Raw genomic sequence first — 22,250 nt, 5'->3', positions numbered from 1 at the left:
CCAGCACGCCAGCTGGGGCCGGCCCCTCACATGCCGATGATGTCGAGCAGCGTCCCCAGTTCCTCGCGTGTCAGCTCACGGGTGTCTCCGCTGGCCAGGTCGCCGAGGCGGACCGGGCCGATCCCGATGCGGGCCAGCCGGCGCACCGGGTGGCCGACCGAGTCCATCATGCGCCGCACGATACGGTTCCGGCCCGAGTGCAGGGTGATCTGGACGAGGGTGCGGGAGGGGCCGCGCGAGACGAGCTTCACCCGGTCGGGCCTGATCGGCCCGTCCTCCAGGCGCAGGCCCTTCTCGAGGCGGTGCAGGGTCTTGTTGTCCATGACCCCCTCGGCCTCGACGAGATAGGTCTTGCGCACCTCGTAGCTGGGGTGGGCGAGTCGATGGGCGAACTCGCCGTCGTTGGTCAGGATGATGAGGCCCTCGGTGTCGGTGTCGAGCCGCCCCACGTGGTAGAGCCGCTGGTGGCGGGGCACGTACTGGGCGAGCGTCCGGCGGTCCTGAGACTCGTCCATGGTCGAGACGACGCCGCGTGGCTTGTTGAGCAGCAGGTACATGTGGCGGCGGGGGGCAGGGATGCGGGCGCCGTCGACGCGGATCGTGTCACGTTCGGGGTCGACGCGCATGCCCTGCTCGGTCACGATGCGCCCGTTGACCTCGACGCGACCCTCGTCGATCATGATCTCGCTGGCCCGGCGCGACGCGACGCCGGCCTGCGAGAGCACCTTCTGCAGCCGGATTCCCTCACCCGTCTCACGGCTGTTGGTCTGGCTCATCGTCCGTCCGCTCCTCGTCGTCTTCTGTGCGTTCCTCGGCATCGCCCGGCTCACTCCCCGTGGTTCCGTCGGCCCGGCCCTCGTGCCCGCCCTGCTCGCCGGGTCGTGCGAGGTGTGCGAGCTCCGCCTCGAGCACGGAGGCCTCCGGCAGCAGCGGGGCGATGTCGGGCAGCTGCTCCAGGCTGTCCAAGCCTAGCCGGGCGAGGAAGTAGTCGGTGGTCACGAGCAGACCGGCGCCGGTAGTGGCGTCGGCCCCCTGCTCGTCGACGAGGCCGCGGGCGAGCAGCGTACGGACGACGCCGTCGACGTTGACGCCCCGCACGGCCGAGACCCGCGAGCGGGGCACCGGCTGCAGATAGGCGATGACGGCGAGCGTCTCCATGGATGCCTGGGTGAGCCGGTTCTGGCCGCCGGCACGCACCCAGGCCGCGATCGTGTCGTGGTGCTCGGGGCGGGTGTGGTAACGCCATCCCCCGCCGACGCGCCGCAGCTGGAAGCCCCGGCCGCTCTCGTCGTAGAAGCGGGCGAGCCCGTCGAGCGCCTCCCGGACGACCTCGGCCGGGGCTCCGACGGCCTCGGCGAGTGCCGCCTCGTCGGCTGGTTCCTCGCTCATGAGGAGCAGTGCCTCGAGCAGCCCACGGATCTCCTCGGCACGGGGCACGTGGCCGGGTCCGGCAACCGCCCCGGGTTCAGCCGGGACGGCGCCCCGCTGTTGCGCCGCTGCGGGCATCGACGGTTCCTCGTCACTCATGGGCGTGCTCCTGACTGTTCTACGGGGTCTTCGTCGCCGGCCCCGGCGTCTCGTCCCCGGCCTGCCGGCGACTCGGCCGGCTCCTGATCGGCAGCCGGCCCGGCCTGTTCTCCGGGCTCGGTCGGTTCCTCACCGGCAGGCTCGTCGAACTCGTCGCTGATGGTCAGTTCCCCGTCGGCCTGACCGGTCCACCGCACGGTCAGCTCACCCAGGGGCGTCAGTTGCTCGAAGGCCACCGCGGCCTGCCGGAAGAGCTCGAGCAGGGCCAGGAAACGCGCGACGACTGTCATCCGGTCGACGCCGGCGGTCAGCGACCGGAAGCTCGCCTGGCCGAGGCGGCGCAGCCTGTCGACGAGAACCTGGGCCTGCTCGCCGACGTTGACGGTCACGACGTGCAGCTGCTCCAGCGGCATCGTCACGACCTCGGGCGGGGAGAAGGCCCGGACGGCCAGGCGGGCCAGACGCTCCACGCCGCCTGGGATCGTCACATCGGGCAGCAGCCCGCGGAAGTCGTCCTCCAGCCCGCCGGGCCTGGCGAACCGGCGCGCCTCGGCGTCCATGAGGGCGGCGAACCGGACCGAGACCTGTTTGAAGGCGCGGTACTGCAGCAGCCGGGCGAACAGCAGGTCGCGGGCCTCGAGCAGGGCGAGGTCCTCGGGGTCGTCCACCTCCCCGCTGGGCAGCAGGCGGGCGGCCTTCAGGTCGAGCAGGGTTGCGGCGACGACGAGGAAACTGCTCGTGCGTTCCAGGTCCCAGCGCTGGCCTGCCGCCCTGACCTGGGCGATGAACTCGTCGGTCACCCGGGACAGGGCGACCTCGGTGATGTCGAGCTGGTGCTTGTTGATCAGCTGCAGGAGCAGGTCGAAGGGGCCGTCGAAGTTGTCGAGGCTCACGTGGAAGTCGTGCTCGCCGCCGGGATCGGCCCTCTGGTTCGGCACGTCATCGGGGGCCCGGGTCATCCCTCAGCCCTTCAGCCGCTTGACCAACTGGGAGGCCTCGCCGTTGGCGGCGAGGTCGGCCAGTGCGATGGCGATGGCCTCACGGACGACACGGCCCCTGTCCGCCGCGGCACCGTACTCGGCGCGCAGGCTCAGCCGGGCCTGCTCCAGTTCGAGGAGTTCGGCCCCTGACAGGTAGATCGTGATCTTCTCGTCGTGACGCACCCGCCCGCTCGTGCCCGAGGTCTCCTCGGGCGCAGGAGGGGAAGAGGCCGCCCCCTGGGTGGGGCGGAAGAACTCCTCCGCCCCGGGCAGGCTCACCCTTCGTGGCACCGGACCAGCACCTCCTTGGCGAGCGTGCGGTAGGCGGCGGCGCCCGGTGAACTCGAGGCGTAGGTGGTGATGGGTTCGCCGGCGACGGTGGTCTCGGGGAAGCGGATCGTGCGGCGGATGACGGTGTGGAAGACGTCGTCGCCGAAGACCTCCATGACCCGGTCGAGCACCTCGCGGGTGTGCACGGTACGGCCGTCGAACATGGTGGCCAGGACGCCGAGCACCCGCAGCTCCGGGTTGAGCCGGTCGATGACCTTGTTGATCGTGTCGGACAGCAGCGCGACGCCGCGCAGGGCGAAGTACTCGCACTCGAGCGGGATGATGACGCGGTCGGAGGCGGTCAGCGCGTTGATGGTGAGCAGCCCCAGGGAGGGGGCGCAGTCGATGAGGATGAAGTCGTAGCGGTCGCGCACCGGGTCGAGGAGGCGTTTGAGGGTCTGCTCGCGGGCGACCTCGCCGACGAGCTGAACCTCGGCGGCCGACAGGTCGATGTTGGCGGGCATGAGGTCCAGGCCGGGGACGTTGGTGTGCAGGACGACGTCGTCGAAGGTGTCCCGGTCGCTCAGCAGCAGGTTGTAGATGCTCTTGTCGAGGGTGTGCGGGTGCACGCCGAGGCCGAGGGAGGCCGAGCCCTGGGGATCGAAGTCGACGAGCAGCACCGTGCGGTCCAGCTCGGCCAGCGCCGCACCGAGATTGATCGTCGTGGTCGTCTTGCCGACGCCGCCCTTCTGGTTGCAGAGGGCGATGACCATCGCCCGGCCGGGGCCATCGGGCTGCTCGGGCACGACGAGTTCCGGCATCGGCCGGCCCATCGCGTCGAACTCCTCGGTCTGGTCGGCGGCTTCATCCAGTCCGGGCAGATTCTCCGATGTCATCAGTAGGCTCCTCGTGACGCTCTTGGGCCCAGAGTAGCGGCGCCGGGTGAGGGCGCGCACAACCCTCAAGCAGCGGGTGAACCTGTGCCGCGCGGCAGCCACTGCCGGGTGCCGCCGACGGCCCCGCCCGGGCGTGCCGGGATCAGGCCCGGCCCAGTGCCGTGGCGATCAGCTCGAGGATCTCCTGTTCGGCCGTCCTCAGCGCCTCGCCGTGGAAGCCGTGGCCTGCTCCCGGGATCGGCACCAGGCGGGCATGGGGGTAATGGCCGACGGCACGCTCGGAGTACCTGATCGGGACGAACTCGTCCTGCTCGCCGTGGACGATGAGGACCCCTCCCGCGTAACCGACCAGGTCCCGGGCCGGATCGAGGCCCCAGGCATCCACGTAGTAGCGCCGCCCGACCGGCACGCCGAACAGCACCGGGTCCTCTGGCACCTCGTCCAGGCTCGCGTACCGCTCGTGGGCGTCGTCGGGAATGACCAGCGCCGGGTAGAGCATGACCAGTCCGCGTACCGCGTGCGGGTGCCGTGCGGCGACGATCCCCGAGACGTAGCCGCCCTGGCTGGCTCCCACAAGGAAGACCTCGTCGGGGCGGACGAGCGGCTGGGTCCGGATCCCGCCGAGGACGGCCTCCAGGTCGGCGACCTCGGTGAGCACCGACTGGTCGCGCAGGCTCCCGTCGCTGCGACTGTGGCGGGATCCGCCGCAGAAGTCGAACAGGTAGCAGGCGACGCCGTGGGCGGTCAGGAATCGCGCATAGGGTTCGCAGCGTGCGCTGGTCGCCCCGAAACCGTGGCTGCAGATGGCGGCTGGGAACGGGCCGTCTCCGGCGGGCAGGTGGAGCTCGCCGCGGATGCGCAGCCCGTCGCGCTCGAAGCTGAGCGCACGCACCGACTGGTCGGCGCTCATCGTGGCGCCGTCTCGTCGGTGACAGGGCCCGGTTGAGCCGCCGCTCCCCGGACGCGACCGCGGTCGAGGTCGTCGTCAATGACCCGGACGACGCGGGCGGGCACCCCGGCGACGATCACGTTGGTTCCGATCGTGACCCCGGGCATTACGGCCACGTTGGCACCCATCCACACGTCATCGCCGATCGTCACCGGCTCACCCCTGGCCAGTTTCGCACGGCGGCCCGCCGGTGAGAGCGGGTGGCCGACGGTGGAGATCGTCGTGCCAGGACCGATCATGCAGTGGTCACCGATGTGCACCGGCATGATGTCGAGGATCGTCACGTTGTAGTTCGTGAGAAAGGCCTCGCCGACGTGGATGTTCTGGCCGTTGTCGCAGCGGAACCCCGGTTGCAGGTACACGTGCTCCCCGGTAGAGCCGAGCAGCCGCTTGGCGACGGCTTCCTGGGCCGGAAAGTCACTGACGTCCACCTGTTCGAGTTCTTGGCACAGGCGCAGGGCGTTCTCCTTGCGCGCGGCCACCTCGGCATCCAGGAAGTTGTACTCCAGTCCAGCGTCCAGTTTCTCCAGTTCCGTCATCTCGTGTCCGTTCCCGTGCGTCGTTGCGGTGGGACCGACCCCGTCTCGCCGCATCTGGCCAGGGTGCCGTGACCTGCCACGAGGAGCCGGTCACGGCACCCGCCGTACCGGTCAGATCGCGGTGTAGCCGCCGTCGACCGGGATGGCAGTGCCGTTGACGTAGCTGGAGGCCGGGGAGGCCAGGAAGAGCGCCGCCGTGTCGAGTTCCCCGGTCTCACCGTAGCGCTGGGCCGGGATCGTGACCCTGGCGTGCTGCTGGAAGAAGTCACTGTCCAGCGTCTCGGTGGTCAGGTCGGTGTAGAAGTAGCCCGGGCAGATCGCGTTCACGGTGATGCCGTGCTTGCCCCACTCGGCGGCCAAGGCCCTCGTCAGATTGACCACGCCGCCCTTTGCCGCGTGGTACGGGGCCGAGCCAGCGACCATGTTGCCGACCAGCCCGTACATCGAGGCGATGTTGATGATGCGCCCGTAGCCGGCCGGGATCATCGCCTTCTTCGCCACGGCCCGGGCGACCCGGAAGGTGCCGAACAGGTCGACCTCGAGCTCATGGTCGAACTGCTCGTCGGTGATGTCCTCGGCGTTGCCGATGGCGCCGGTGCCGGCGTTGTTGACGAGGACGTCGATCCGGCCGAAACGCTCCACCACCTCGTCGACCATCGTCTCGACGTCGGTGGTGCTCGTGATGTCGCAGCGGATCGGCATCGTCTCGACACCGAATTCTGCGGTGATCCGCTCGGCGACGGAGTTGATGAGCTCGGTGCGCCGGGCAACGGGAACGATCGTCGCACCGGATGCGGCAAGGGCCTCGGCCATCTGCACGCCGAGACCGGTCGAACAGCCGGTGACGAGCGCGACACGCTCGCTCAGGTCGAAGTAGTTCCTGTCCATGAATAGCTCCTGTCTCCGCGGGGGCCGCGGGATCATCATCGTTCACGGATGTGCCATGGTGACATGTGCATCCGGTCCAGTCGGCATGTGCATCCATCCCATCGTCACAGCACCGGGACGATCCACAACCGGACCGCGGAGCAATGCCCTGCGGTCCACTGGAACGCTACCGCAGGCATGACCCGTCGACCACTGGGATACATGGACCGAGAACCATGCCCATGTGACCACCGTGGACGGGCACATGCCCCATGCCCTGGGCGTCTACCAGGTCTGCCAGTGCACGTTCTTGTCGACGGACACCTCCACCTGGCGGGGCGTCTCGGCGCCCGCCGCGGGATGGCCCAGCACGACGAGCGCTGGCAGCCGCCAGGGCTCGGGGATGCCCAGGAACTCGTGGATCTCCGCCGGCTCCTTCCTCACCGGAATGTGCACGCCCGAGCTCAGCCCTTCCGCGGTGGCGGCGAGGAGCATGTTCTCGATGAGCGCCCATGCCGCGCCGTAGTCGTTCAGGCCCCAGCCGCCGCCCTCCTCGCTGATGGGGTACTTGCAGTGGAACGTGGGCACGATGACGCAGGCGGCCTCGGCGACCATGCTCCGCTGGCGCGGGTAGGAGATCTGCATCATCTCCTGCTGGGGGCTTCTCGCCTCCTTGAACCGGCGGGGCATGTTGCGGATGTGTCTGGAGAGTTCGACGATGCGGTCCTTCTCGGTGAGCACCACGAGCTGCCAGCGGCGCTGGTGGTTCGAGGAGGGCGCCGCCAGGCCCGCCTCGACGATGCGTTCGATGGTCTCGCGGGCAATGGGTCTGTCCTCGAACTGGCGGATGCTGCGCCGCTTGTGGACGGCCTCGTAGAACTCCATGGGCTCATTCCTCCTCGTCCCGGTATCCCAACGGTTCGCGCTCGATGAGTTCGGTCAGGTTCTTGGTGAATCGGCGCTGCAGGTCGACGAGCCGTTCCTGCTCGTCGGGCGCCAGGAGCGACATCGCCTTGTCCTCGGCCCAGGTGATGTGGCGTATCTCGCGCTCGTAGCGCTCGCGTCCCGCCGCGGTGAGCGCCACGAGTTTCTCGCGCCCGTCACCCTCGGCGCGCTCGACCACGACGTGCTCTGCCGCGAGGAGTTTCTTCACGATGAGGTTCACGGTCTGCTTGGACTGGAAGGTCTGCGCGGCGATGTCGCGCTGCGTGATGCCTTCCTTCGCGTAGAAGACGGCGTTGACCACGAGCAGCGTGCTCACGAGCATGCCGTGACGCTTGGCGTAGGCGTCATAGAGCGCGAACTGCTCGTCACGCAGTGTGCAGTACCGGAATGCGTTTCTCCTGGCTCGCCTGTCCATGCCGTCCCGCCGATTCCCCTGAGCGGTCAATATATTTACCATTTGAGGTTAGCAGAGAGATTCGGTCGTCACCCAATCGCCCCAGCAGCGGACGGCCCACCAGGCGAGCCGGGCACCACCTCGACCAACAGGACCTCGGCGGACGCCCGCGGCGTTATCGTGAGAGCCATGCGCCGCCCGGCGCAACAACACGGAAGAGGAACGACACGTTGATCCTGTTCACCAATGACTACAACCACGGAGCCCATCCGGCGATCCTGCAGGCGATCCTCGATTCGAACGAGTCGACTTTCCCCGGCTACGGCACCGACGTGACCTGTGCCCGCGCCGCGGAGCTGATCCGGGCGGAACTGGGCGGGGCCGCTGCCGACGTGCACTTCCTGGTGGGCGGCACACAGGTGAACTTCACGGTCATCGCCGCCGCGCTGCGGCCCTGGCAGAGCGTCCTCAGCGCAGAGACCGGCCACATCGCCCAGCGCGAGGCCGGCGCCGTCGAGCACACCGGCCACAAGGTGGAGATCGTTCCCGGGGTCGATGGCAAGCTGAGCGCCGCCCAGGTCGAGCGCGCCGCCCTCGACGCCCAGCAGAGCATCGTTGCCGAGCACATCAGCCAGCCGGCGCTGGTGTACCTCTCCCAGCCCACCGAGTTCGGCACCCTGTACTCCCGGGGCGAACTGGCCGCGATCTCCCGGACCGCCCACGAGCACGGGCTGCTCCTGTTCGTCGACGGAGCCCGCATGGCCTATGCCCTCGGCTCGCCGGACAACGACGTCCAACTGGCCGACATGGCCGAGCTGACTGACGCCTTCACGATCGGCGGCACCAAGTGCGGGGCTCTGTTCGGTGAGGCCGCTGTGCTCGTCAACCCGGTCCTGCGCACCGGTTTCCGGAACCTGATGAAGCAGAACGGCGCCATGCTGGCCAAGGGCTGGCTGCTGGGCGTGCAGTTCGAGACGCTGTTCTCCGGCGACCTCTACCGGCGTATCGGGGTCGGGGCGAACATCAAGGCCCAGCGCATCGCGCAGCTCTTCACCGATGCAGGAATCCCTGCGTTCATGACCAGCCCGACCAATCAGCAGTTCGTCGTGCTCACCACGGCACAGCTGGAGGCACTGTCCACCGGCTTCGCCGTCAAGTACTGGCAGCGCGTGGGCGAGGACCGCCACTGCACACGTTTCTGCACCAGCTGGAGCACCAGCGACCGGGATGTCGACGCCTTGGCCGCAGCGGTGGCCGAGCTGCCCCGGACTGACCCGGGCCGGCGCGGGATCAGCGGACCGGCATGAACGACCGCAGTCACCGGGACAGCACCCGCGACCCTGGCCCGGCCCTGGAAGAGGACAAGGGGAAGACCCTGATGCATCGCCGCCCCGCAGGGGCCATTCCGCACCAAACCGGCTCTGCCTGAGAGAATGGACACCCTTAATTTTTCTCAGGGTTGCTGGTAGAATTTGGCGCGGATCACCCCACTGGAGCATCGATTGGCGGACCCTATGAACTCGACTGGTCGCTGGCTCGCGGCGGTCACTCGTTCGTGGACCGCGCGCGTCAGCATCGCCGCCATTGTCATGCTCTCATGCCTGCTCGGGCTGAGTGTCCCGGCCGCCATGGCCGACTCCTCCGAGGCGATCTACACCGGTGCGAACGCCAACACGGCCGCCCTCGTCGATGGCGCCCTCACGCACACCACGTACTTCACCGCGACGAACCGAGGCGGCGACACCGAGGAGTCCAATCACTCCACCGCCGGATCGCCACCGGCCCTGTCGATCATCGACGTCGACACCTACTCCGATCTCAATGCCGTGATCGAACTGTCGAACGACACGGATGAGCCGATCGAAGACCTCAAGCAGGTCGTGGCACTGCCCTCCGCGCAGGCCGCCGAGGCGGGCGTCCCGCAGCTGCGCGTCGATCCCTCACGGGTCCGAGCAGGCGAGGACGGCCTCGCCCCGGAGTCGGAAGCCGGCGGTATCACGATCGCCTACGGCTCTTCCGTCGGCGCGTACCTTCCCCATGCAGAGTGGTCCGCCTCGGTCGGCGGTGACTGGTCGACGCTGCAGGCACTCGAGCTCACGGGCTCCCTCGAACCCGGTGAGACGTTCAGGCTGACCATCGCGCTGACGCTCATCAACAAGGACGAGCTGGACCTGTCCGGCTCCGTGTGGGTCGGCATCGAGGAGAACATCCTCTCCCCCGCCACTGCCGGCGCGTCGACGCGCATTCGCTTCGCCCGCCGGGTGACCGGCAACGAGCAGGGCACGAGCCCGCTGTCCGGCAACGGCCAGTACCGCGCGTCCTCCAACGCTCCCGAGATCATCCAGTCCCGCATGCCAACGATGCAGATCTCCGATCTGACGATCTCGAACATGGTCACGGACGACAGCACCGACGCGCACACCGCCAGTCCCGACGACAGGCTCTTCACCGGCGGCAATGTCTCGCTCGACCTGACCCGTGTGAAATCGGCCATCCGGGACGCAGGCTGGCAGGTCGAGGCGGACGAGAACACGAGTGATGGCCTGGCCGCCAGGTACACCTATCCCAGCGACCTCTTCCATCCCACCGAGGCGACCGGCAGCGGCGCCCTCAACGGGGCCGAGGTCAGGGTGCGCCAGGTGATCAGCGCCGTCAACAGCACGGTGCAACTCGGAGCCTCGTGGTCACCCGCGGACAACCTGGACTGGATCCATGACCACGCCGGCGCGGACGTCGCCCTGGACAGCGCCGACGTCCGAGTCGAGACCAATGTCGACACGAGCACGCCGGGCATCTACCAGGCCACCTACTACTACGCACCGCAGGCCTACTACGGTTCGACCGGCTACGAGGCCGCGGTGACCGTCGAGGTCGCCGTGGCGACCAGCGCCACCGCCACCGTCACGGGCTTGACGACGCTCCAGGGCGGAGAGCTGCAGGACGGCCAGTTCACCTTCGAGCTGGCCGACGCCTCCGGTGCCCTGGTCGCCACGACGACGAACCTCGCCGATGGCTCATTCGCCTTCGAGCCGACCCAGTTCGACCGGAACAGCATCGGCACGAGCACCGCGTACACGATCGTCCAGCTCGTCCCCACCGGCGCTCAGAACGCGGGCACCGCCACCGGTGGCGGGATCACCTACGACACGCACACCGAACACGTCGAGGTGCGGGTGGGCGCCGACGAGTCGGGGACCAACCCGGTCGTGACGATCGTCACGGACTCCGACGGGGTCGTGTTCTCGAACATCCAGGGCGAGGACGCGCCATCGCCCTCGCCGTCCCCCAGCAGCTCCCCGTCCCCCGGCGCGTCCCCCGAACCCGGATCGACCACATCGGACGGCTCTGCCGATCCTGGCCAGGAGGAGATCTCCAGCGGGACCATTCCGCTCATCAGCGCCGAGAGTTCGGCACTGGTCATGGGGGCCGGCGCAGTCATGGTGACGGTCGGCACGGCGATGGGTCTGCACGGCAAACGCCGCTGAGACGACGCGGTCACCGAGCGGCGCCCCCGGCGCGCACCCGCGCCGGGACGGCAGCGGCATCTTCACGTCCGGTCCTCGCACGCCGAGCCCGTTGCACCTGCCACACCCAGCTAATTTCTCCGGTAACCTCTGGGAAAAAGATCTCTCAGCTGACCCCGCGACCGGACCGGGAAGGAGCATCATGGCCGATCAGCAGAGCAAGCGTCCCGTCATCAGAACCCATGCCGAGGCAGTCGCCGTGGCCCAGGACCCCGTCACCTATTCCAGTCACGTCTCGCGTTTCCTGCAGGTGCCCAATGGCATGGATGGCGCCGAGCACGCGGCGATGCGCCGGCTCCTGGCACCCTTCTTCTCCCCCGGACGGATGGCCGCGCTGCAGCCACTCCTGGAGGAGGTCTCCGCGGGACTGCTCGACCCGCTCGCCGACGGCGCAACACTGGATGCGGTCAATGACCTGGGCTCGCATTACGCGGTCCGCGCCCAGTCCGCCTGGCTGGGCTGGTCGCCCGATCTCGAGGACGAGCTCATCGAGTGGATGGCTGCCAACCACGAGGCGACGCGCTCGGGCGAGCTGGCCCGCACCCGCGAGGTGGCCGAGTGGTTCGACCGCATCATCGGCTCGATCGTCGCCGCGCACCGCGAGCCCGACGCCCCGCACGATCTGACCTGGGAGCTCGTCCACCTTCGCGACGAAACCGGCCAGCCGCTGCCCGATCCGGTTCTCGTGTCGATCCTGCGCAACTGGACCGGCGGTGATCTCGGCTCGCTGGCCCTGTGCGCCGGCGTCTTGGCGCACTGGCTCGTCACCCGCCCCCCGATGCAGGACGAGTGGGCGGACCTCGACGACGCCCGTCTCGACGCGGCCATCGACGAGGTGCTGAGGATCGATGACCCGTTCACCTCGAACCGCCGCGTCACCACGAGGGACGTCCACGTGGCCGGCCGCGACGTGCCGGCCGGCACCCAGGTGGTCATCAACTGGACCGACGCGAACCGCGACCCAGCGGCCTTCGGCGACCCCGACCGCTACGATCCCGAGGGCAACGCCGGCAAGAACCTCGTCTACGGCACCGGGCCGCACGCCTGCCCCGGCCGCCCGCTGGCGACCCTGGAACTGCGGATCCTGACCCGTGCCCTGCTGTCGCGCTTCCGCATCGAGACCGGCGGCGAGGGCGTCCGGGCGCAGTTCCCGCTGGGCGGCTGGGAGTCACTGCCCATCGTGCTGCGCGCCGTCGGCTGACCGTCGGCGGCCGGCGGTCAGCCGCCTCACCCGGATTGCACGGTGCGCCGCCGCGTCGACATGAAACCCGACGCCGGAGGACTGCCGATCACCCCGTGATGTAAAGTTGACTAGACTTTATGAGGTAAAGTCAACTAGACTTTTGGGAAGGTGTCATGGTGGCGCGCCGGGACGCGAGGCTCAGGAACATCGTGCGAGAACTACGTCGGGACAGGGGCATGTCGCAGGCCGAGCTGGCCGAGGCGGTGGGTGTCACCCGCCAGACGGTGATCGCGTTGGAGAAGGGCGACTACGTCCCCTCATTGCTGCTGGCCATGAACATCGCCGAGACCCTCGGCCGCCCGATCGAGGCGATCTTCACGAAAGAGGTGGGATGATGACGAGAATGATCACGATCTGCGCGGGCAATGTACTGCTCTTCGCCCTGGCAGGGCTCGCCCTCGCCATTCCCTTCACGCACGTGGAGCCGATCGGCGACGTCGGTTTCTCCTTCACCCCCTCACCATTCCCCTTCCTCCTGGCGGGCTATCTCGTCGTCTACCCGACCCTCTACCGGACCCTGTCGCATCGTCTCGACTGGGGTACGGCCTCCGAGCTGACAGCAGCCGACGAGCGCGAGCAGGGGATCGTCGGGCGTGCTACCCGGGCCTCACACACCACGTTCATCGCCGGTCTCATCATCGTCGCCGCCGCATTGTTCGCCCTCCACGTGCTCGAGTTGTTCACCCATGCGACCATGCACCTGTACGAGGCGAGCATCATCATGATCAGCACACTGCTCGTCATCGCGACCGTCGTCTACGCGGTGACATGGGTGATCGACTATCGCCGCTAGAGCGCATCGGCCGGCGGACACGGCCCCGCCGAGGGGACGTCTCGACGCAGGACTGCCCGATGCCGCGATCCTGCTGGAACCGGCTGACGTCTCGCACGACGCCTGTACCCGGTTCGGTACACGGGGGTACCGGGATCCCGTCACGGCGACAACGAGCTGGCGCACCGGGCCCCGATCGGACTCCAGGACTTGGTCGGCCAGCCCCGGCGGGCAGACGGGCGCCCTCCAGGACGTGAGTATTGGCAGCACGGCCATGAGCGTCCGAGAATTGACCTGGGAGAGAAAACCATCCACGAACCACCGAGAGCGGCCTCTGACACGGCACGTCACCGCTGAACAGTGGGAACTTCGGCGCAGGGGCCATGTCGAGCAGGACGGCCAGAACCGCAGAAAGGTACCCAACATGACTGACAAGATCGACACCGGCCCCTTCCCACTCGGCGAGGAGAACACGGCGTACGCCCAGTACTTCACCGGTACGAGCTATCTGGCCCCGCTCTCGACCGAGCAGGTGCACATCTCGAACGTGACCTTCGAGCCCGGCTGCCGCAACAACTGGCACATCCACCGTGCCAGCTCCGGCGGCGGTCAGATCCTGCTCGCCACCGCGGGCCGCGGCTACTACCAGCAGTGGGGCTGCGAGCCCGTCGAGCTGCGCCCCGGCGACGTCGTCAACGTGCCCGCCAACGCGAAGCACTGGCACGGCGCGGCCCCCGACTCATGGTTCACCCACATCGCCCTCATGGTCCCGGGCGAGGGCATCGGCACCGAGTGGCTCGAGCCGGTCACCGACGAGGAGTACGGCACGCTCGCCTGAGACGCAGCGCACCGGCAGATCCAGCAGGCACATCCAGGAGGCAGACATGGCAGACAAGGTGACGGCAGGACACGACCAGCTGGGCGACTTCGCCCCCAAGTTCGCCGAGCTCAACGACGACGTGCTCTTCGGGCAGGTCTGGTCGCGTGAGGACAAGCTGTCGGCCCGTGATCGCAGCATCGTCACGGTGACCGCGCTCATGGCCGGCGGTATCTTCGACAGCTCATTGCAGTTCCACATCGGCAACGCCAGGCGCCACGGCGTGACCGCCGAGGAGATGGCCGAGATCCTCACCCATGCGGCCTTCTACGCCGGCTGGCCCAAGGCCTGGGCGGCGTTCCGCATGGCCAAGGATGTCTACGCCGGCTGAGGGGGCAACAGGGCCAGCAGACCGGCCAACACCAGCATGCCAGGATGACGAGGAAGGAAGACCATGGCATACGACAAGCAGATCCGACTCAACGACGGCAGCTCGATCCCCGCGCTCGGCCTGGGCACCTGGCTCATCGACGACGCGGACGCGGCGCAGGCCGTCAAGGACGCGGTGGCGGTCGGCTACCGCCACATCGACACGGCACAGGCCTACCGCAACGAGACCGGGGTCGGCACCGGCATCCGCGAATGCGGTGTGCCCCGCGACGAGCTGTTCGTCACGACGAAGGTCGCCGCCGAGCACAAGTCGTACGACTCCGCCGCCGCCTCGATCGACGAGTCACTGGCCCGGCTCGGGCTGGACTACGTCGACCTGCTCATCATCCACAGCCCTCAGCCGTGGGCGGAGTTCCGCGCCGACGACAACCACTACTACGCGGAGAATCTCGATGCCTGGCGGGCGCTGGAGGACGCCCGGACGGCGGGCAGGGTGCGGTCGATCGGCGTGAGCAACTTCCTCGTCGATGACGTGCGCAACATCATCGACAATGCTCGCGTCAAGCCGGCCGTCAACCAGGTGCTCGCCCATGTGGGCAACACCCCGTTCGAGCTCATCGACTTCTGCCAGTCGAACGACGTGGTGGTCGAGGCCTACTCCCCCGTCGCACACGGCGCGATCCTCGACAACGAGGAGGTGGCGGCCATCGCCGCCGGCTACGGCGTCTCGGTGCCGCAGCTGTGCATCCGTTACGTCCTGCAGCTCGGACTGGTGGCCCTGCCCAAGACCGCCAACCGGGCCCACATGGAGCAGAACGCGACGCTCGACTTCACGATCAGCGAGGACGACATGGCGACCCTGCGGGCAGTCGGCCGGCTCGCCAGCTATGGCGAGCACAGCTTCTTCCCCGTGTTCAGGACTCAGCTGGACTGAGCCGGCCGGACCGGCGCCACCTCTGGGGGCCGGTCCATCGCACCACACCGTCACACCGACGCCCGGCGGGGCGATCGCCTGAGCGACCGCCCCGCCGGGCGCTTCAGCAACGAGGGCAGGCCATCGCGGACCCGCGATGCGCAGCGCACCGCCCCCCGGTCGCCCCGCCCCGGACCGTTTTCTCCCAGTTGCCATGAATGCTTGCGCACCGGTCGGCGCCACGTAGGATGGCTGACCGTATGCATGTCTGAAATCGGACTCGAATACGGTGGGGAGGATCCATGACGACTGACCTGATGGCCCTGCAGCGGACCATCAACGCGGCGAGCAAGCGCATCGACGACGCCTATCACCGGGCCGCACGAACCGCGGGTCTCTCGGACAGTTCCCTGGACATCCTCTACGCGCTGCACGTGTCCGGTGAGGGCTGCTCGCAGCGGCAGCTGTGCGAGTTGTGCTTCACCGGGAAGCAGACGGTCAACTCGGCGGTCAAGAGACTCCGGGCCGACGGCACCGTCCGCATCGAATCCGGCACCGGCCGGATGACGCGCATCTACCTCACCGAGCAGGGCAGACGCATCGTCGCCGAGCGCATCGTCCCCGTCATCAATGCCGAGCTGGCGGCGCTCAGCGCCATCCCGGCGGGACAGCGCGCTGCGCTCACGGCCACCCTGGTCGCCTATTCCACGGCCCTGTCGAGCGAGCTCGACGCCATCGGGAGCAACTGACGACCATGGACATGTCACGGCACTTCGGCGTCCGCGCCCTGCTGGGTTTCACGCTGCCCTCGATCGCGATGATGATCTTCACCTCGATCTACGGGGTCGTCGACGGCCTGTTCGTCTCGAACTTCGCCGGCAAGACGGCCTTCGCCGCGGTCACCCTCATCATGCCGTTCATCATGATTCTCGGCACGCTCGGTTTCATGATGGGTTCGGGCGGCAGCGCGCTCGTCTCCCACACCCGCGGGCAGGGCCGCGACGAGCTGGCCAACCGCTACTTCTCGATGATCGTCTACGTCACGCTCGGCGCCGGTGGCGTGCTGGCAGTGGTCGGCGCCCTCGTCATGCGGCCGGTGGCCGAGCTGCTCGGCGCGTCCGGCGAGATGCTGCAGCTGTGCGTGCTCTACGGGCGGATCCTCATGGTCTCGCTCCCGGCGTTCATGCTCCAGTACGCCTTCCAGGCATTCGCCTCGACGGCCGGCAGGCCCCGGCTCGGCCTGTACGTGACGCTCGCCGCGGGGCTGACCAACATGTCGCTGGACCTGCTGTTCGTCGGCGTCCTCGGCTGGGGCGTGGCCGGGGCGGCCTGGGCCACTGTCGCCTCGGAGCTCATCGGCGGACTCGTGCCACTGGCCTGGTTCGCCCGCCCCAATACGAGCTTCCTGAAGCTGGGGTGCCCCGCGAGGGATCCGGCCGCTCTGGGCAAGGCCTGCGTGAACGGCTCGTCGGAGATGATGGCCGCGATCGCCATCTCGGTGGTGAGCATCATCTACAACCTGCAGCTGTTGAGATTCATCGGCCAGGACGGGGTGGCCGCCTATGGCACGGTCATGTACGTCAGCATGGTCTTCACCGCGATCTTCGAGGGCTTCTGCATGGGCTCGGCACCGCTCATGAGTTTTCAGCACGGAGCCGCGAACGATGTCGAGAAGCGCAGCCTCATGCGCAGATCACTCGCCATCGTCACCGCCACCGGAGCATCCATGCTGCTCGCCTCACAGCTGCTCGCCCACCCGCTGGCGCTCATCTTCGCCGGCTACGACCCGGGGCTCATGGAGCTGACCCAGACTGCCTTCCGCATCTTCTCGCTCTCGTTCCTGTCGGTGGGTGTGGGCATGTACGGCTCGTCTCTGTTCACCGCGCTCGGCAACGGGCTCGTCTCGGCGGCGCTGGCGGCCGGCCGCACCCTCGGCCTGGAGGTGTGCTCGGTGCTGCTGCTGCCGGCTCTCATCGGGCCTGTGGGCATCTGGTCCTCGATCATCGTGGCCGAGACGATCGCGGCGCTGGTCGTGCTGCTGCTCATCAGGAAGCTCGGCCCCCGGTACGGGCTCGTGGACCGGCGAACGGACCCGACCGTGGCTCCCGCTCCAGTCGAGCCGACCCCGGCGGCCGAGGCTGTCGGCTGACCGCAGCTGCGAGCCGCACACCGAGCGAGGCGGGTTCCGTGTCCCTGTCGCGCCGATGGACGCCTGAACCGGCTCGCCGCATCACCGCCAGTTTGCCGCCAGTGGCGGTAAAACTGGCGGTGATCGACGTTTGCGGCCGCCGGAGGTCACCTGTACCGAACGAACACGGCCCCGCGGTCGGGAGATCGTGCATGAGGCGCTGTGCCGATGCCGAGGTGACCACGGCCGCCAGGACCCCGCGCGAGTGGTTTCTTGCGTCTGGGCGCTGTGGGACGGAACAGCCGAGCAACCTGAGCGGGCGGTAGCATCCTGGGCATCACCAGCCGCAGCTCAGCCGCCCGGAGCGGCCGAGAAGGAGGGCCCATGACAGCCACCCCCGGCTCCCAACACTCCTCCCGCCCGCCCCGGCCGGCTTCCCAACCGGCACGGCCTTCCCCGGCGCCCAGGATGACGCGGGAGGAGTTCCTGGCCTACGCCGAGAGCCACCACGACTGGGCTCCTGGCTGGGACGCCATTGACGCCGAGCTGGCCCGTCTCTACCCGGACCAGGAGCCGGAGCATTTCGCCACGCTCGCCCCCGATCGCGTGCGCTTCGGCGGCGACCAGGTCCTGGAGGGCCTGTCCCTGTACACCTCACCCAAGGGCTACCGTCACATCGTCACCTATGGGCTGAGCACCCTGGCCGCCGATGTCGACGCCCTGGGCGGGGACTACAGCGGCTGGGGCTGTGAGCTGACGATGAAGCTGGCCGATGCGGACACCGCCCGGTGCATGTGGGCCATCGACACCCTGGCGAGCCTCGCCCGGTACACGGTCGCCACTGCCCGGCAGCTGGCCCCTGGCTACTCCCTGGCGGGAAGTGGCTCCCCGGTCTGCCCCGGCGCGCCCGCGGAGCTGACCGGACTGTTCGTGGTCCCCGACACCGAGGCCCGCACCATTGACACCCTCTTCGGCGAACTCGCCTTCAACCAGGTGACGGCCATCACCGCCCGTGACATCAGCGTCCTGTCCTTGGAGCCCCACCGCGCGCCCGAGCTGCACCGGCGCATCCTGGCTGACAACCCGGATGCCGTCATCGACGTCTCCCGCCCGCCCCGCTCCCACCTATAGCCCCCAGCCGGAGCCGCTGGGCCCAGACCACGCCGGGGAGCTTCACCCCGGGTGCGCCGTACGGAGATCGGTGATCGGCTCCCACGAAATGGCACCAGCAACCGCCCCGACCCGGGCACCGATCTGCGCTCAGAACACGAACTGCACGAGCAGCATGTAGCCGATGGTGCCGCCGGCGATGGAGACCAGCATCTGCCGCCTCCACAGGTGGAGCCCCACGGTGACGGCGATGGCGATCGCCTCGGGAACCCCGTGACTGTCCGAGACGAGGGACACGTCCTTGAGGCTGTAGACCACCAGCATGCCGACGACCGCGGCGGGTAGCGCCCCGCCGAGATAACGGATGTACTCCGGTGTCTGTCGTCCGCTGCCGAATGCGAGGAACGGCAGGAAGCGCATGGCGACGGTGCCGAGGACGCATAGGCCGATGGTCACTGCGCCGGGGCGAAGGGGACGAGCAGCATCGAGACGGCGACGAACTCCAGGGAGCCACCGAAGATGGTCAGGCTCATGAGCAAATGCAGCGGTGTTCCAGCCCAGGGACGGCCGCCACGCCGACGAGAACCTCCGTGATGTCGCTTCCGGTCAAGAGCAATTATGATCTGAATGGTTCACTTTCAATACCTCCACACCCTTGCCGCCCCCTGAAGAGTTCCGGAGACACGAAGCAGACCAGGAAGGGCTGCATCCCATGAGAAGAAGACTTTGCTATCTGTTGAGCGCGGTCCTCGCGTTCGGCATCGTGGCGCCGGGAGGGGCGACGACCGCAACCGCGCAGCACGCCCCGGCCCCCGCGCAGGTGCTCCAGCAGGGCTCCTCTGCCGGCGACTCCGATCAGGACTCGGCGCCCCAGCCCCGTGCCACCGTCTTCGACGCCGTGACGGTCACGGTGAACGACGAGGCCGGCCTGCTGGCCGCCATCGCCGCTGCGACCGACGGTGACGTGACGACGATTCGGCTCGCCGGGGACATCGCTCTGACCGGCACCGTCACCATCCCGGCGGGCAAGATCATCACCATCACGAACGCCGATGGCGACTCGCCGACCGTCACGAGCAGCGCCAAGCCGTTCTTCCAGGTGGAGACCGGTGGCACGTTCACTCTCAGTGGTGACGTGACGCTGGACGGCCAGGGACGGAACAACTGCTTCGTCACCACCGCGGGCTCCTTCATCCTGGACGGCGCCACCCTGCGCAATCTGCTGGCCTCCCGGCAGGGCTTCTACGACGAGAACGTGGGCGCCGTGATCGTCACGGGCGGTGATGCCACGTTCACCATGGCGAGTGGCCTCATCACCGACACCACGGTCGACCGCGACCACGGCGCGGCCGTCTACGTCCGCGATGGCGCGTCCGCGACGATGAGAGGCGGCACCATCACGAACACGACGATCAACAACCAGTACGCGGGATCGGTCGTCGTCGACGGTGGCACCTTCACCATGGAGGGCGGCGAGATCTCCAACGGGGACGCCGGCAACCAGATCCAGACCTCCGGTGGCGTCCTTGTGCTGGCGTTGAACCGAAATGGAGCAACCCCCGACAACGCCATCGAGTCGACCTTCACGATGAACGGCGGCACGATCACCAATTGCTCCGCCCCGCGCGGCGGCGGCGTCTACCTCTACGGCGGCTCGGCCGGCGTCAGCGACTGGTGGTCGAAGGCGCATTTCACGATGAACGGCGGCGAGATCTCCAACTGCCAGGCGACGGGCCTGACCATGGCCGACGGTAGCGTCTCCGACGGTGCCGGCGGCGGCGTCTACGTCGAGAGCGGCAGCGACTTCGTCATGAACGACGGCACCATCACGGGCAACACGGCCACCGGCATGGGCGGAGGCGTCGCCACCTACGACACCTTCGTCAACTACTTCGGCAAGATTCCCTACGAGGACGGATTCGCCCAGTGGCCCAGCTACTTCCCGGCCTCGTTCACCATGAACGGTGGCACGATCTCCGGCAACAGCGCTCAGGCCGGGCAGACGGAGGACGGCGACAGGGGCTGCGGCGGCGGCGTCTACTCGGCCTCCAGCGAGGTGCGCATCAACGCCGGGCTCATCGAGAACAACACGGCCAGCAAGCAGGGCGGCGGGCTCTACGTGGGCTCGGTGCCCTACTCCCTGTACATCAATGACTCCCTCATCACCGACAACGAGGCCTCGGTGCTGGGCGGCGGCGTGTGGTTCTGCCCGACCGGTGAGGCCAGCATCAACGTGAACAGCGGCACCGCGCTCTACGGCAACAGCGCGCAGGGCGCCGGCGACGACGTCTCGATCGTGCGCCTGCCCGACAACGAGGAGCAGATGACGGCGACCATCTCCGACCGCATGCTGGGCGGCGGCCTGGCCGACTGGCACCGCGACGGTGCGGCCCTTGAGGCCGATGCCAATGACGCGCTCGGTGTACCTGATCCGGATGTCGCCCGCTACTCCGCCGACACGGCCGACGAGACGGCGGTGTCGGGGATCACCGACGACCCGGCCTCTTACCAGCTCAAGGCCACGCCGAGCGATCAGGCCGTCCAGCTCAGCTCCGGGCTCGCCAAGGTGATCGTGCGGAACAACTCGTCCACCCGTGGCGGCGGCATCGGCTCCAACGGCAAGGTCGTACTCGGCAACGAGCACGAGTACACCGAGAGCCTCACCGTGACCAAGCAGTGGGACCCGGGCCAGACCGGGCTCAGCACGCCCGAGAACATCACGGTCTGGCTGACCATCGACGGCTACCGCGTGGAGAGTGTCGTGCTCGACGAGTCGAACGAGTGGACCCACACCTTCGAGGGCCTGCCGCTGGACTCCGGCGCCACCATCGAGGAGGACGCGCCCGAGGGCTGGACCGCCGACTACCAGCGCGAGTATGACCCGGACACCCGGGAGATCACCGTCGTCGTGCTGAACGAGGCCATCGAGGTGACGCCCGAGCCGACCCCGACGCCCGAGCCGACCCCCGATGTGACGCCGACGCCCGATGCGACCCCGACGGCACCCACGGAGACGAGCACTCCGACGCCGGGAACGCCGTCCAAGACGAGGCCCGCCAAGATGCCGCGGACCGGTGAGGACGCCTTCGCAGGACTGTTCGGGGCCGTGGCGCTCGTCGCCGCCTGTGCCGGCGCCCAGACGCTGCGCAAGCGCAAGCAGTCGTAACACGAAATGAATGGCCGGGCGGGTGCAGGACAGATGGTCCGCGCCCGCCCGGCCTTCTCCGTGCCCGGCCTGCTCAGCGCGGAACCGTCATGCCCGCGCGGCGCTCGAAGATCTCGCGTTCGCGCTGCAGCGGGGCGGAGTCGAGCCGGATGTAGCACCCGTCCTCACTCGTCGCGCCATTGGCCACGCCCCAGCACCAGATCTCCTCGCACTGGGCAGCAGCGAGCCGCTCCCGCTGCTCGAAGCCGCCCCGGGCGCCGCCGGTCCCCGGTAGGGGAATGGCTTGCCCGTCGGGTCCTGCGACGAGGACGCGGGCACCCGCAACGAACAGGCTGGATCGTGAGGCAGGCCAGGCGATCGTCGTCTTCCGATCGACCCTGATTCCCGCCCGACTCACGATGGTCCGGCCGAAGCTCTGTGCCGCCGTGCCCAGTGCGAGCAGGATGCAGCCGACTCCGAACAGGAGCGCGAGCACGCCGGCCGCCGCGTGCCAGAAGCCGTCGGGCTCCGCCAGCATCGCCACGCCGGTCACGGTGAGGAGAACACCGAAGAGGAGGAGGGCGATCCCGAGGTCGCAGGCATACTCCCACAGCCGGTGCCAGGCCGGGGCACGGTAGATCAGTCTCGGTTCGCGCCCTGTGACGGTGGCGCGTCCAACGGCACACGCACGGGCCAGGAGCGGATCCATTACGACAGTCCGCGGATCGGGGGGCCAGCCCTGTTCCACGGCGAAGCGCCAGATCTCGTCCAGGGCTTGCCGGGCCTGATCAGCCGCCTTCTCCCCACGCCACCGGAAAGTGCCGCTGAAGACACCCCCCCC

At 68.5% G+C, this 22,250-nt stretch carries 24 protein-coding genes; 12 read left to right on the top strand and 12 right to left on the bottom strand.

From position 1 onward, the window contains the following. Positions 1-26: 26 nt before the first annotated feature. From D9T14_RS11840 to D9T14_RS11795, 10 genes are all read right to left on the bottom strand, one after another. A complete protein-coding gene (locus D9T14_RS11840; protein ID WP_119162734.1) occupies positions 27-776 on the bottom strand; it encodes a pseudouridine synthase in 750 nt (249 codons plus the stop codon). Then, positions 754-1,527 carry an SMC-Scp complex subunit ScpB gene (gene scpB, locus D9T14_RS11835; protein WP_232012486.1) on the bottom strand — a complete coding sequence of 258 codons (774 nt, stop codon included), beginning with the start codon at positions 1,525-1,527 and terminating at the stop codon, positions 754-756. The genes D9T14_RS11840 and scpB overlap by 23 nt, the downstream gene beginning before the upstream one ends. Beyond that, a complete protein-coding gene (locus D9T14_RS11830; RefSeq protein ID WP_119162733.1) occupies positions 1,524-2,486 on the bottom strand; it encodes a segregation and condensation protein A in 963 nt (320 codons plus the stop codon). The genes scpB and D9T14_RS11830 overlap by 4 nt, the downstream gene beginning before the upstream one ends. 3 nt (positions 2,487-2,489) lie before the next feature. After that, positions 2,490-2,798 carry a hypothetical protein gene (locus D9T14_RS11825; protein WP_119162732.1) on the bottom strand — a complete coding sequence of 103 codons (309 nt, stop codon included), beginning with the start codon at positions 2,796-2,798 and terminating at the stop codon, positions 2,490-2,492. Further along, positions 2,783-3,673 (bottom strand): ParA family protein, encoded by an 891-nt coding sequence (locus D9T14_RS11820; RefSeq protein ID WP_119162731.1) that lies wholly within the window; start codon positions 3,671-3,673, stop codon positions 2,783-2,785. Before D9T14_RS11820 ends, D9T14_RS11825 begins: the two co-directional genes overlap by 16 nt. A gap of 142 nt (positions 3,674-3,815) precedes the next feature. Beyond that, positions 3,816-4,583 carry an alpha/beta hydrolase family protein gene (locus D9T14_RS11815; RefSeq protein WP_119162730.1) on the bottom strand — a complete coding sequence of 256 codons (768 nt, stop codon included), beginning with the start codon at positions 4,581-4,583 and terminating at the stop codon, positions 3,816-3,818. Next, a complete protein-coding gene (locus tag D9T14_RS11810; RefSeq protein ID WP_119162729.1) occupies positions 4,580-5,161 on the bottom strand; it encodes a sugar O-acetyltransferase in 582 nt (193 codons plus the stop codon). The genes D9T14_RS11815 and D9T14_RS11810 overlap by 4 nt, the downstream gene beginning before the upstream one ends. A 111-nt stretch (positions 5,162-5,272) precedes the next feature. Beyond that, positions 5,273-6,049, bottom strand: coding sequence for an SDR family NAD(P)-dependent oxidoreductase (locus D9T14_RS11805; protein WP_119162728.1), 777 nt, complete (start codon positions 6,047-6,049; stop codon positions 5,273-5,275). Between the two features lie 264 nt (positions 6,050-6,313). Beyond that, positions 6,314-6,913 carry a nitroreductase family protein gene (locus tag D9T14_RS11800; RefSeq protein ID WP_119162727.1) on the bottom strand — a complete coding sequence of 200 codons (600 nt, stop codon included), beginning with the start codon at positions 6,911-6,913 and terminating at the stop codon, positions 6,314-6,316. A 4-nt stretch (positions 6,914-6,917) separates the two neighbouring features. After that, the gene (locus D9T14_RS11795; RefSeq protein ID WP_119162726.1) at positions 6,918-7,388 is read right to left on the bottom strand and encodes a MarR family winged helix-turn-helix transcriptional regulator; all 471 of its coding nucleotides are present in this window, start codon (positions 7,386-7,388) and stop codon (positions 6,918-6,920) included. A 209-nt stretch (positions 7,389-7,597) separates the two neighbouring features. Here D9T14_RS11795 and D9T14_RS11790 point away from each other — a divergent pair, with 209 nt between their 5' ends. From D9T14_RS11790 to D9T14_RS11740, 11 genes are all read left to right on the top strand, one after another. Beyond that, positions 7,598-8,674: a threonine aldolase family protein gene (locus tag D9T14_RS11790; RefSeq protein WP_119162725.1), complete on the top strand. Its 1,077-nt coding sequence runs from the start codon at positions 7,598-7,600 to the stop codon at positions 8,672-8,674. Between the two features lie 207 nt (positions 8,675-8,881). Further along, complete coding sequence (locus D9T14_RS11785) at positions 8,882-10,852, top strand: Spy0128 family protein (RefSeq protein ID WP_119162724.1); 1,971 nt, start codon at positions 8,882-8,884, stop codon at positions 10,850-10,852. Between the two features lie 181 nt (positions 10,853-11,033). Further along, positions 11,034-12,092 carry a cytochrome P450 gene (locus D9T14_RS11780; protein ID WP_119162723.1) on the top strand — a complete coding sequence of 353 codons (1,059 nt, stop codon included), beginning with the start codon at positions 11,034-11,036 and terminating at the stop codon, positions 12,090-12,092. A gap of 155 nt (positions 12,093-12,247) precedes the next feature. Further along, entirely contained in the window at positions 12,248-12,469 is a 222-nt protein-coding gene (locus D9T14_RS11775; RefSeq protein ID WP_119162722.1) for a helix-turn-helix transcriptional regulator, read from the top strand. Further along, complete coding sequence (locus tag D9T14_RS11770; protein WP_126464205.1) at positions 12,469-12,927, top strand: hypothetical protein; 459 nt, start codon at positions 12,469-12,471, stop codon at positions 12,925-12,927. Before D9T14_RS11775 ends, D9T14_RS11770 begins: the two co-directional genes overlap by 1 nt. Before the next feature lie 403 nt (positions 12,928-13,330). Then, complete coding sequence (locus D9T14_RS11765; RefSeq protein WP_197720656.1) at positions 13,331-13,744, top strand: cupin domain-containing protein; 414 nt, start codon at positions 13,331-13,333, stop codon at positions 13,742-13,744. A gap of 46 nt (positions 13,745-13,790) precedes the next feature. Continuing rightward, positions 13,791-14,114, top strand: coding sequence for a carboxymuconolactone decarboxylase family protein (locus D9T14_RS11760; protein WP_119162719.1), 324 nt, complete (start codon positions 13,791-13,793; stop codon positions 14,112-14,114). 63 nt (positions 14,115-14,177) lie between these two features. Continuing rightward, positions 14,178-15,047 (top strand): aldo/keto reductase, encoded by an 870-nt coding sequence (locus D9T14_RS11755; RefSeq protein ID WP_119162718.1) that lies wholly within the window; start codon positions 14,178-14,180, stop codon positions 15,045-15,047. A gap of 281 nt (positions 15,048-15,328) precedes the next feature. After that, a complete protein-coding gene (locus D9T14_RS11750) occupies positions 15,329-15,775 on the top strand; it encodes a MarR family winged helix-turn-helix transcriptional regulator (protein ID WP_119162717.1) in 447 nt (148 codons plus the stop codon). Positions 15,776-15,786: 11 nt separating this feature from the next. Further along, positions 15,787-17,175, top strand: coding sequence for an MATE family efflux transporter (locus D9T14_RS11745; protein WP_197720655.1), 1,389 nt, complete (start codon positions 15,787-15,789; stop codon positions 17,173-17,175). A gap of 447 nt (positions 17,176-17,622) precedes the next feature. Further along, positions 17,623-18,285, top strand: a complete 663-nt coding sequence (locus D9T14_RS11740; RefSeq protein WP_170175673.1) for a suppressor of fused domain protein — start codon at positions 17,623-17,625, stop codon at positions 18,283-18,285. A 129-nt stretch (positions 18,286-18,414) separates the two neighbouring features. On the opposite strand, the gene D9T14_RS11735 is transcribed toward D9T14_RS11740, so the two are convergent. Further along, a complete protein-coding gene (locus tag D9T14_RS11735; RefSeq protein ID WP_232012485.1) occupies positions 18,415-18,720 on the bottom strand; it encodes a branched-chain amino acid transport AzlD family protein in 306 nt (101 codons plus the stop codon). A gap of 256 nt (positions 18,721-18,976) precedes the next feature. On the opposite strand from D9T14_RS11735, the gene D9T14_RS11725 reads away from it, so the two are divergent. Further along, on the top strand, positions 18,977-21,430 hold the full coding sequence (locus tag D9T14_RS11725; protein WP_126464204.1) for a Cna B-type domain-containing protein: 2,454 nt from the start codon (positions 18,977-18,979) through the stop codon (positions 21,428-21,430). A gap of 73 nt (positions 21,431-21,503) precedes the next feature. On the opposite strand, the gene D9T14_RS11720 is transcribed toward D9T14_RS11725, so the two are convergent. Continuing rightward, positions 21,504-22,118 carry a hypothetical protein gene (locus tag D9T14_RS11720; protein ID WP_126464203.1) on the bottom strand — a complete coding sequence of 205 codons (615 nt, stop codon included), beginning with the start codon at positions 22,116-22,118 and terminating at the stop codon, positions 21,504-21,506. Positions 22,119-22,250: the final 132 nt, after the last annotated feature.

This window comes from Propionibacterium australiense, from assembly GCF_003666605.1.
Classification (GTDB): Bacteria; Actinomycetota; Actinomycetes; order Propionibacteriales; family Propionibacteriaceae; genus Propionibacterium; species Propionibacterium australiense.
The sequence above is the reverse complement of the archived record's forward strand: the minus strand, read 5'-3'. Positions and strand labels throughout refer to the sequence as shown.

What these genes read in the sequence shown, in the direction of transcription:
- D9T14_RS11840 (WP_119162734.1), bottom strand. Translation starts at nt 776, where the DNA reads ATGAGCCAGACCAACAGCCGTGAGACGGGTGAGGGAATCCGGCTGCAG.
- scpB (WP_232012486.1), bottom strand. Translation starts at nt 1,527, where the DNA reads ATGAGTGACGAGGAACCGTCGATGCCCGCAGCGGCGCAACAGCGGGGC.
- D9T14_RS11830 (WP_119162733.1), bottom strand. Translation starts at nt 2,486, where the DNA reads ATGACCCGGGCCCCCGATGACGTGCCGAACCAGAGGGCCGATCCCGGC.
- D9T14_RS11820 (WP_119162731.1), bottom strand. Translation starts at nt 3,673, where the DNA reads ATGACATCGGAGAATCTGCCCGGACTGGATGAAGCCGCCGACCAGACC.
- D9T14_RS11815 (WP_119162730.1), bottom strand. Translation starts at nt 4,583, where the DNA reads ATGAGCGCCGACCAGTCGGTGCGTGCGCTCAGCTTCGAGCGCGACGGG.
- D9T14_RS11810 (WP_119162729.1), bottom strand. Translation starts at nt 5,161, where the DNA reads ATGACGGAACTGGAGAAACTGGACGCTGGACTGGAGTACAACTTCCTG.
- D9T14_RS11805 (WP_119162728.1), bottom strand. Translation starts at nt 6,049, where the DNA reads ATGGACAGGAACTACTTCGACCTGAGCGAGCGTGTCGCGCTCGTCACC.
- D9T14_RS11800 (WP_119162727.1), bottom strand. Translation starts at nt 6,913, where the DNA reads ATGGAGTTCTACGAGGCCGTCCACAAGCGGCGCAGCATCCGCCAGTTC.
- D9T14_RS11795 (WP_119162726.1), bottom strand. Translation starts at nt 7,388, where the DNA reads ATGGACAGGCGAGCCAGGAGAAACGCATTCCGGTACTGCACACTGCGT.
- D9T14_RS11785 (WP_119162724.1), top strand. Translation starts at nt 8,882, where the DNA reads ATGAACTCGACTGGTCGCTGGCTCGCGGCGGTCACTCGTTCGTGGACC.
- D9T14_RS11780 (WP_119162723.1), top strand. Translation starts at nt 11,034, where the DNA reads ATGGCCGATCAGCAGAGCAAGCGTCCCGTCATCAGAACCCATGCCGAG.
- D9T14_RS11775 (WP_119162722.1), top strand. Translation starts at nt 12,248, where the DNA reads ATGGTGGCGCGCCGGGACGCGAGGCTCAGGAACATCGTGCGAGAACTA.
- D9T14_RS11770 (WP_126464205.1), top strand. Translation starts at nt 12,469, where the DNA reads ATGACGAGAATGATCACGATCTGCGCGGGCAATGTACTGCTCTTCGCC.
- D9T14_RS11765 (WP_197720656.1), top strand. Translation starts at nt 13,331, where the DNA reads ATGACTGACAAGATCGACACCGGCCCCTTCCCACTCGGCGAGGAGAAC.
- D9T14_RS11760 (WP_119162719.1), top strand. Translation starts at nt 13,791, where the DNA reads ATGGCAGACAAGGTGACGGCAGGACACGACCAGCTGGGCGACTTCGCC.
- D9T14_RS11755 (WP_119162718.1), top strand. Translation starts at nt 14,178, where the DNA reads ATGGCATACGACAAGCAGATCCGACTCAACGACGGCAGCTCGATCCCC.
- D9T14_RS11750 (WP_119162717.1), top strand. Translation starts at nt 15,329, where the DNA reads ATGACGACTGACCTGATGGCCCTGCAGCGGACCATCAACGCGGCGAGC.
- D9T14_RS11745 (WP_197720655.1), top strand. Translation starts at nt 15,787, where the DNA reads ATGTCACGGCACTTCGGCGTCCGCGCCCTGCTGGGTTTCACGCTGCCC.
- D9T14_RS11740 (WP_170175673.1), top strand. Translation starts at nt 17,623, where the DNA reads ATGACGCGGGAGGAGTTCCTGGCCTACGCCGAGAGCCACCACGACTGG.
- D9T14_RS11725 (WP_126464204.1), top strand. Translation starts at nt 18,977, where the DNA reads ATGAGAAGAAGACTTTGCTATCTGTTGAGCGCGGTCCTCGCGTTCGGC.
- D9T14_RS11720 (WP_126464203.1), bottom strand. Translation starts at nt 22,118, where the DNA reads ATGGATCCGCTCCTGGCCCGTGCGTGTGCCGTTGGACGCGCCACCGTC.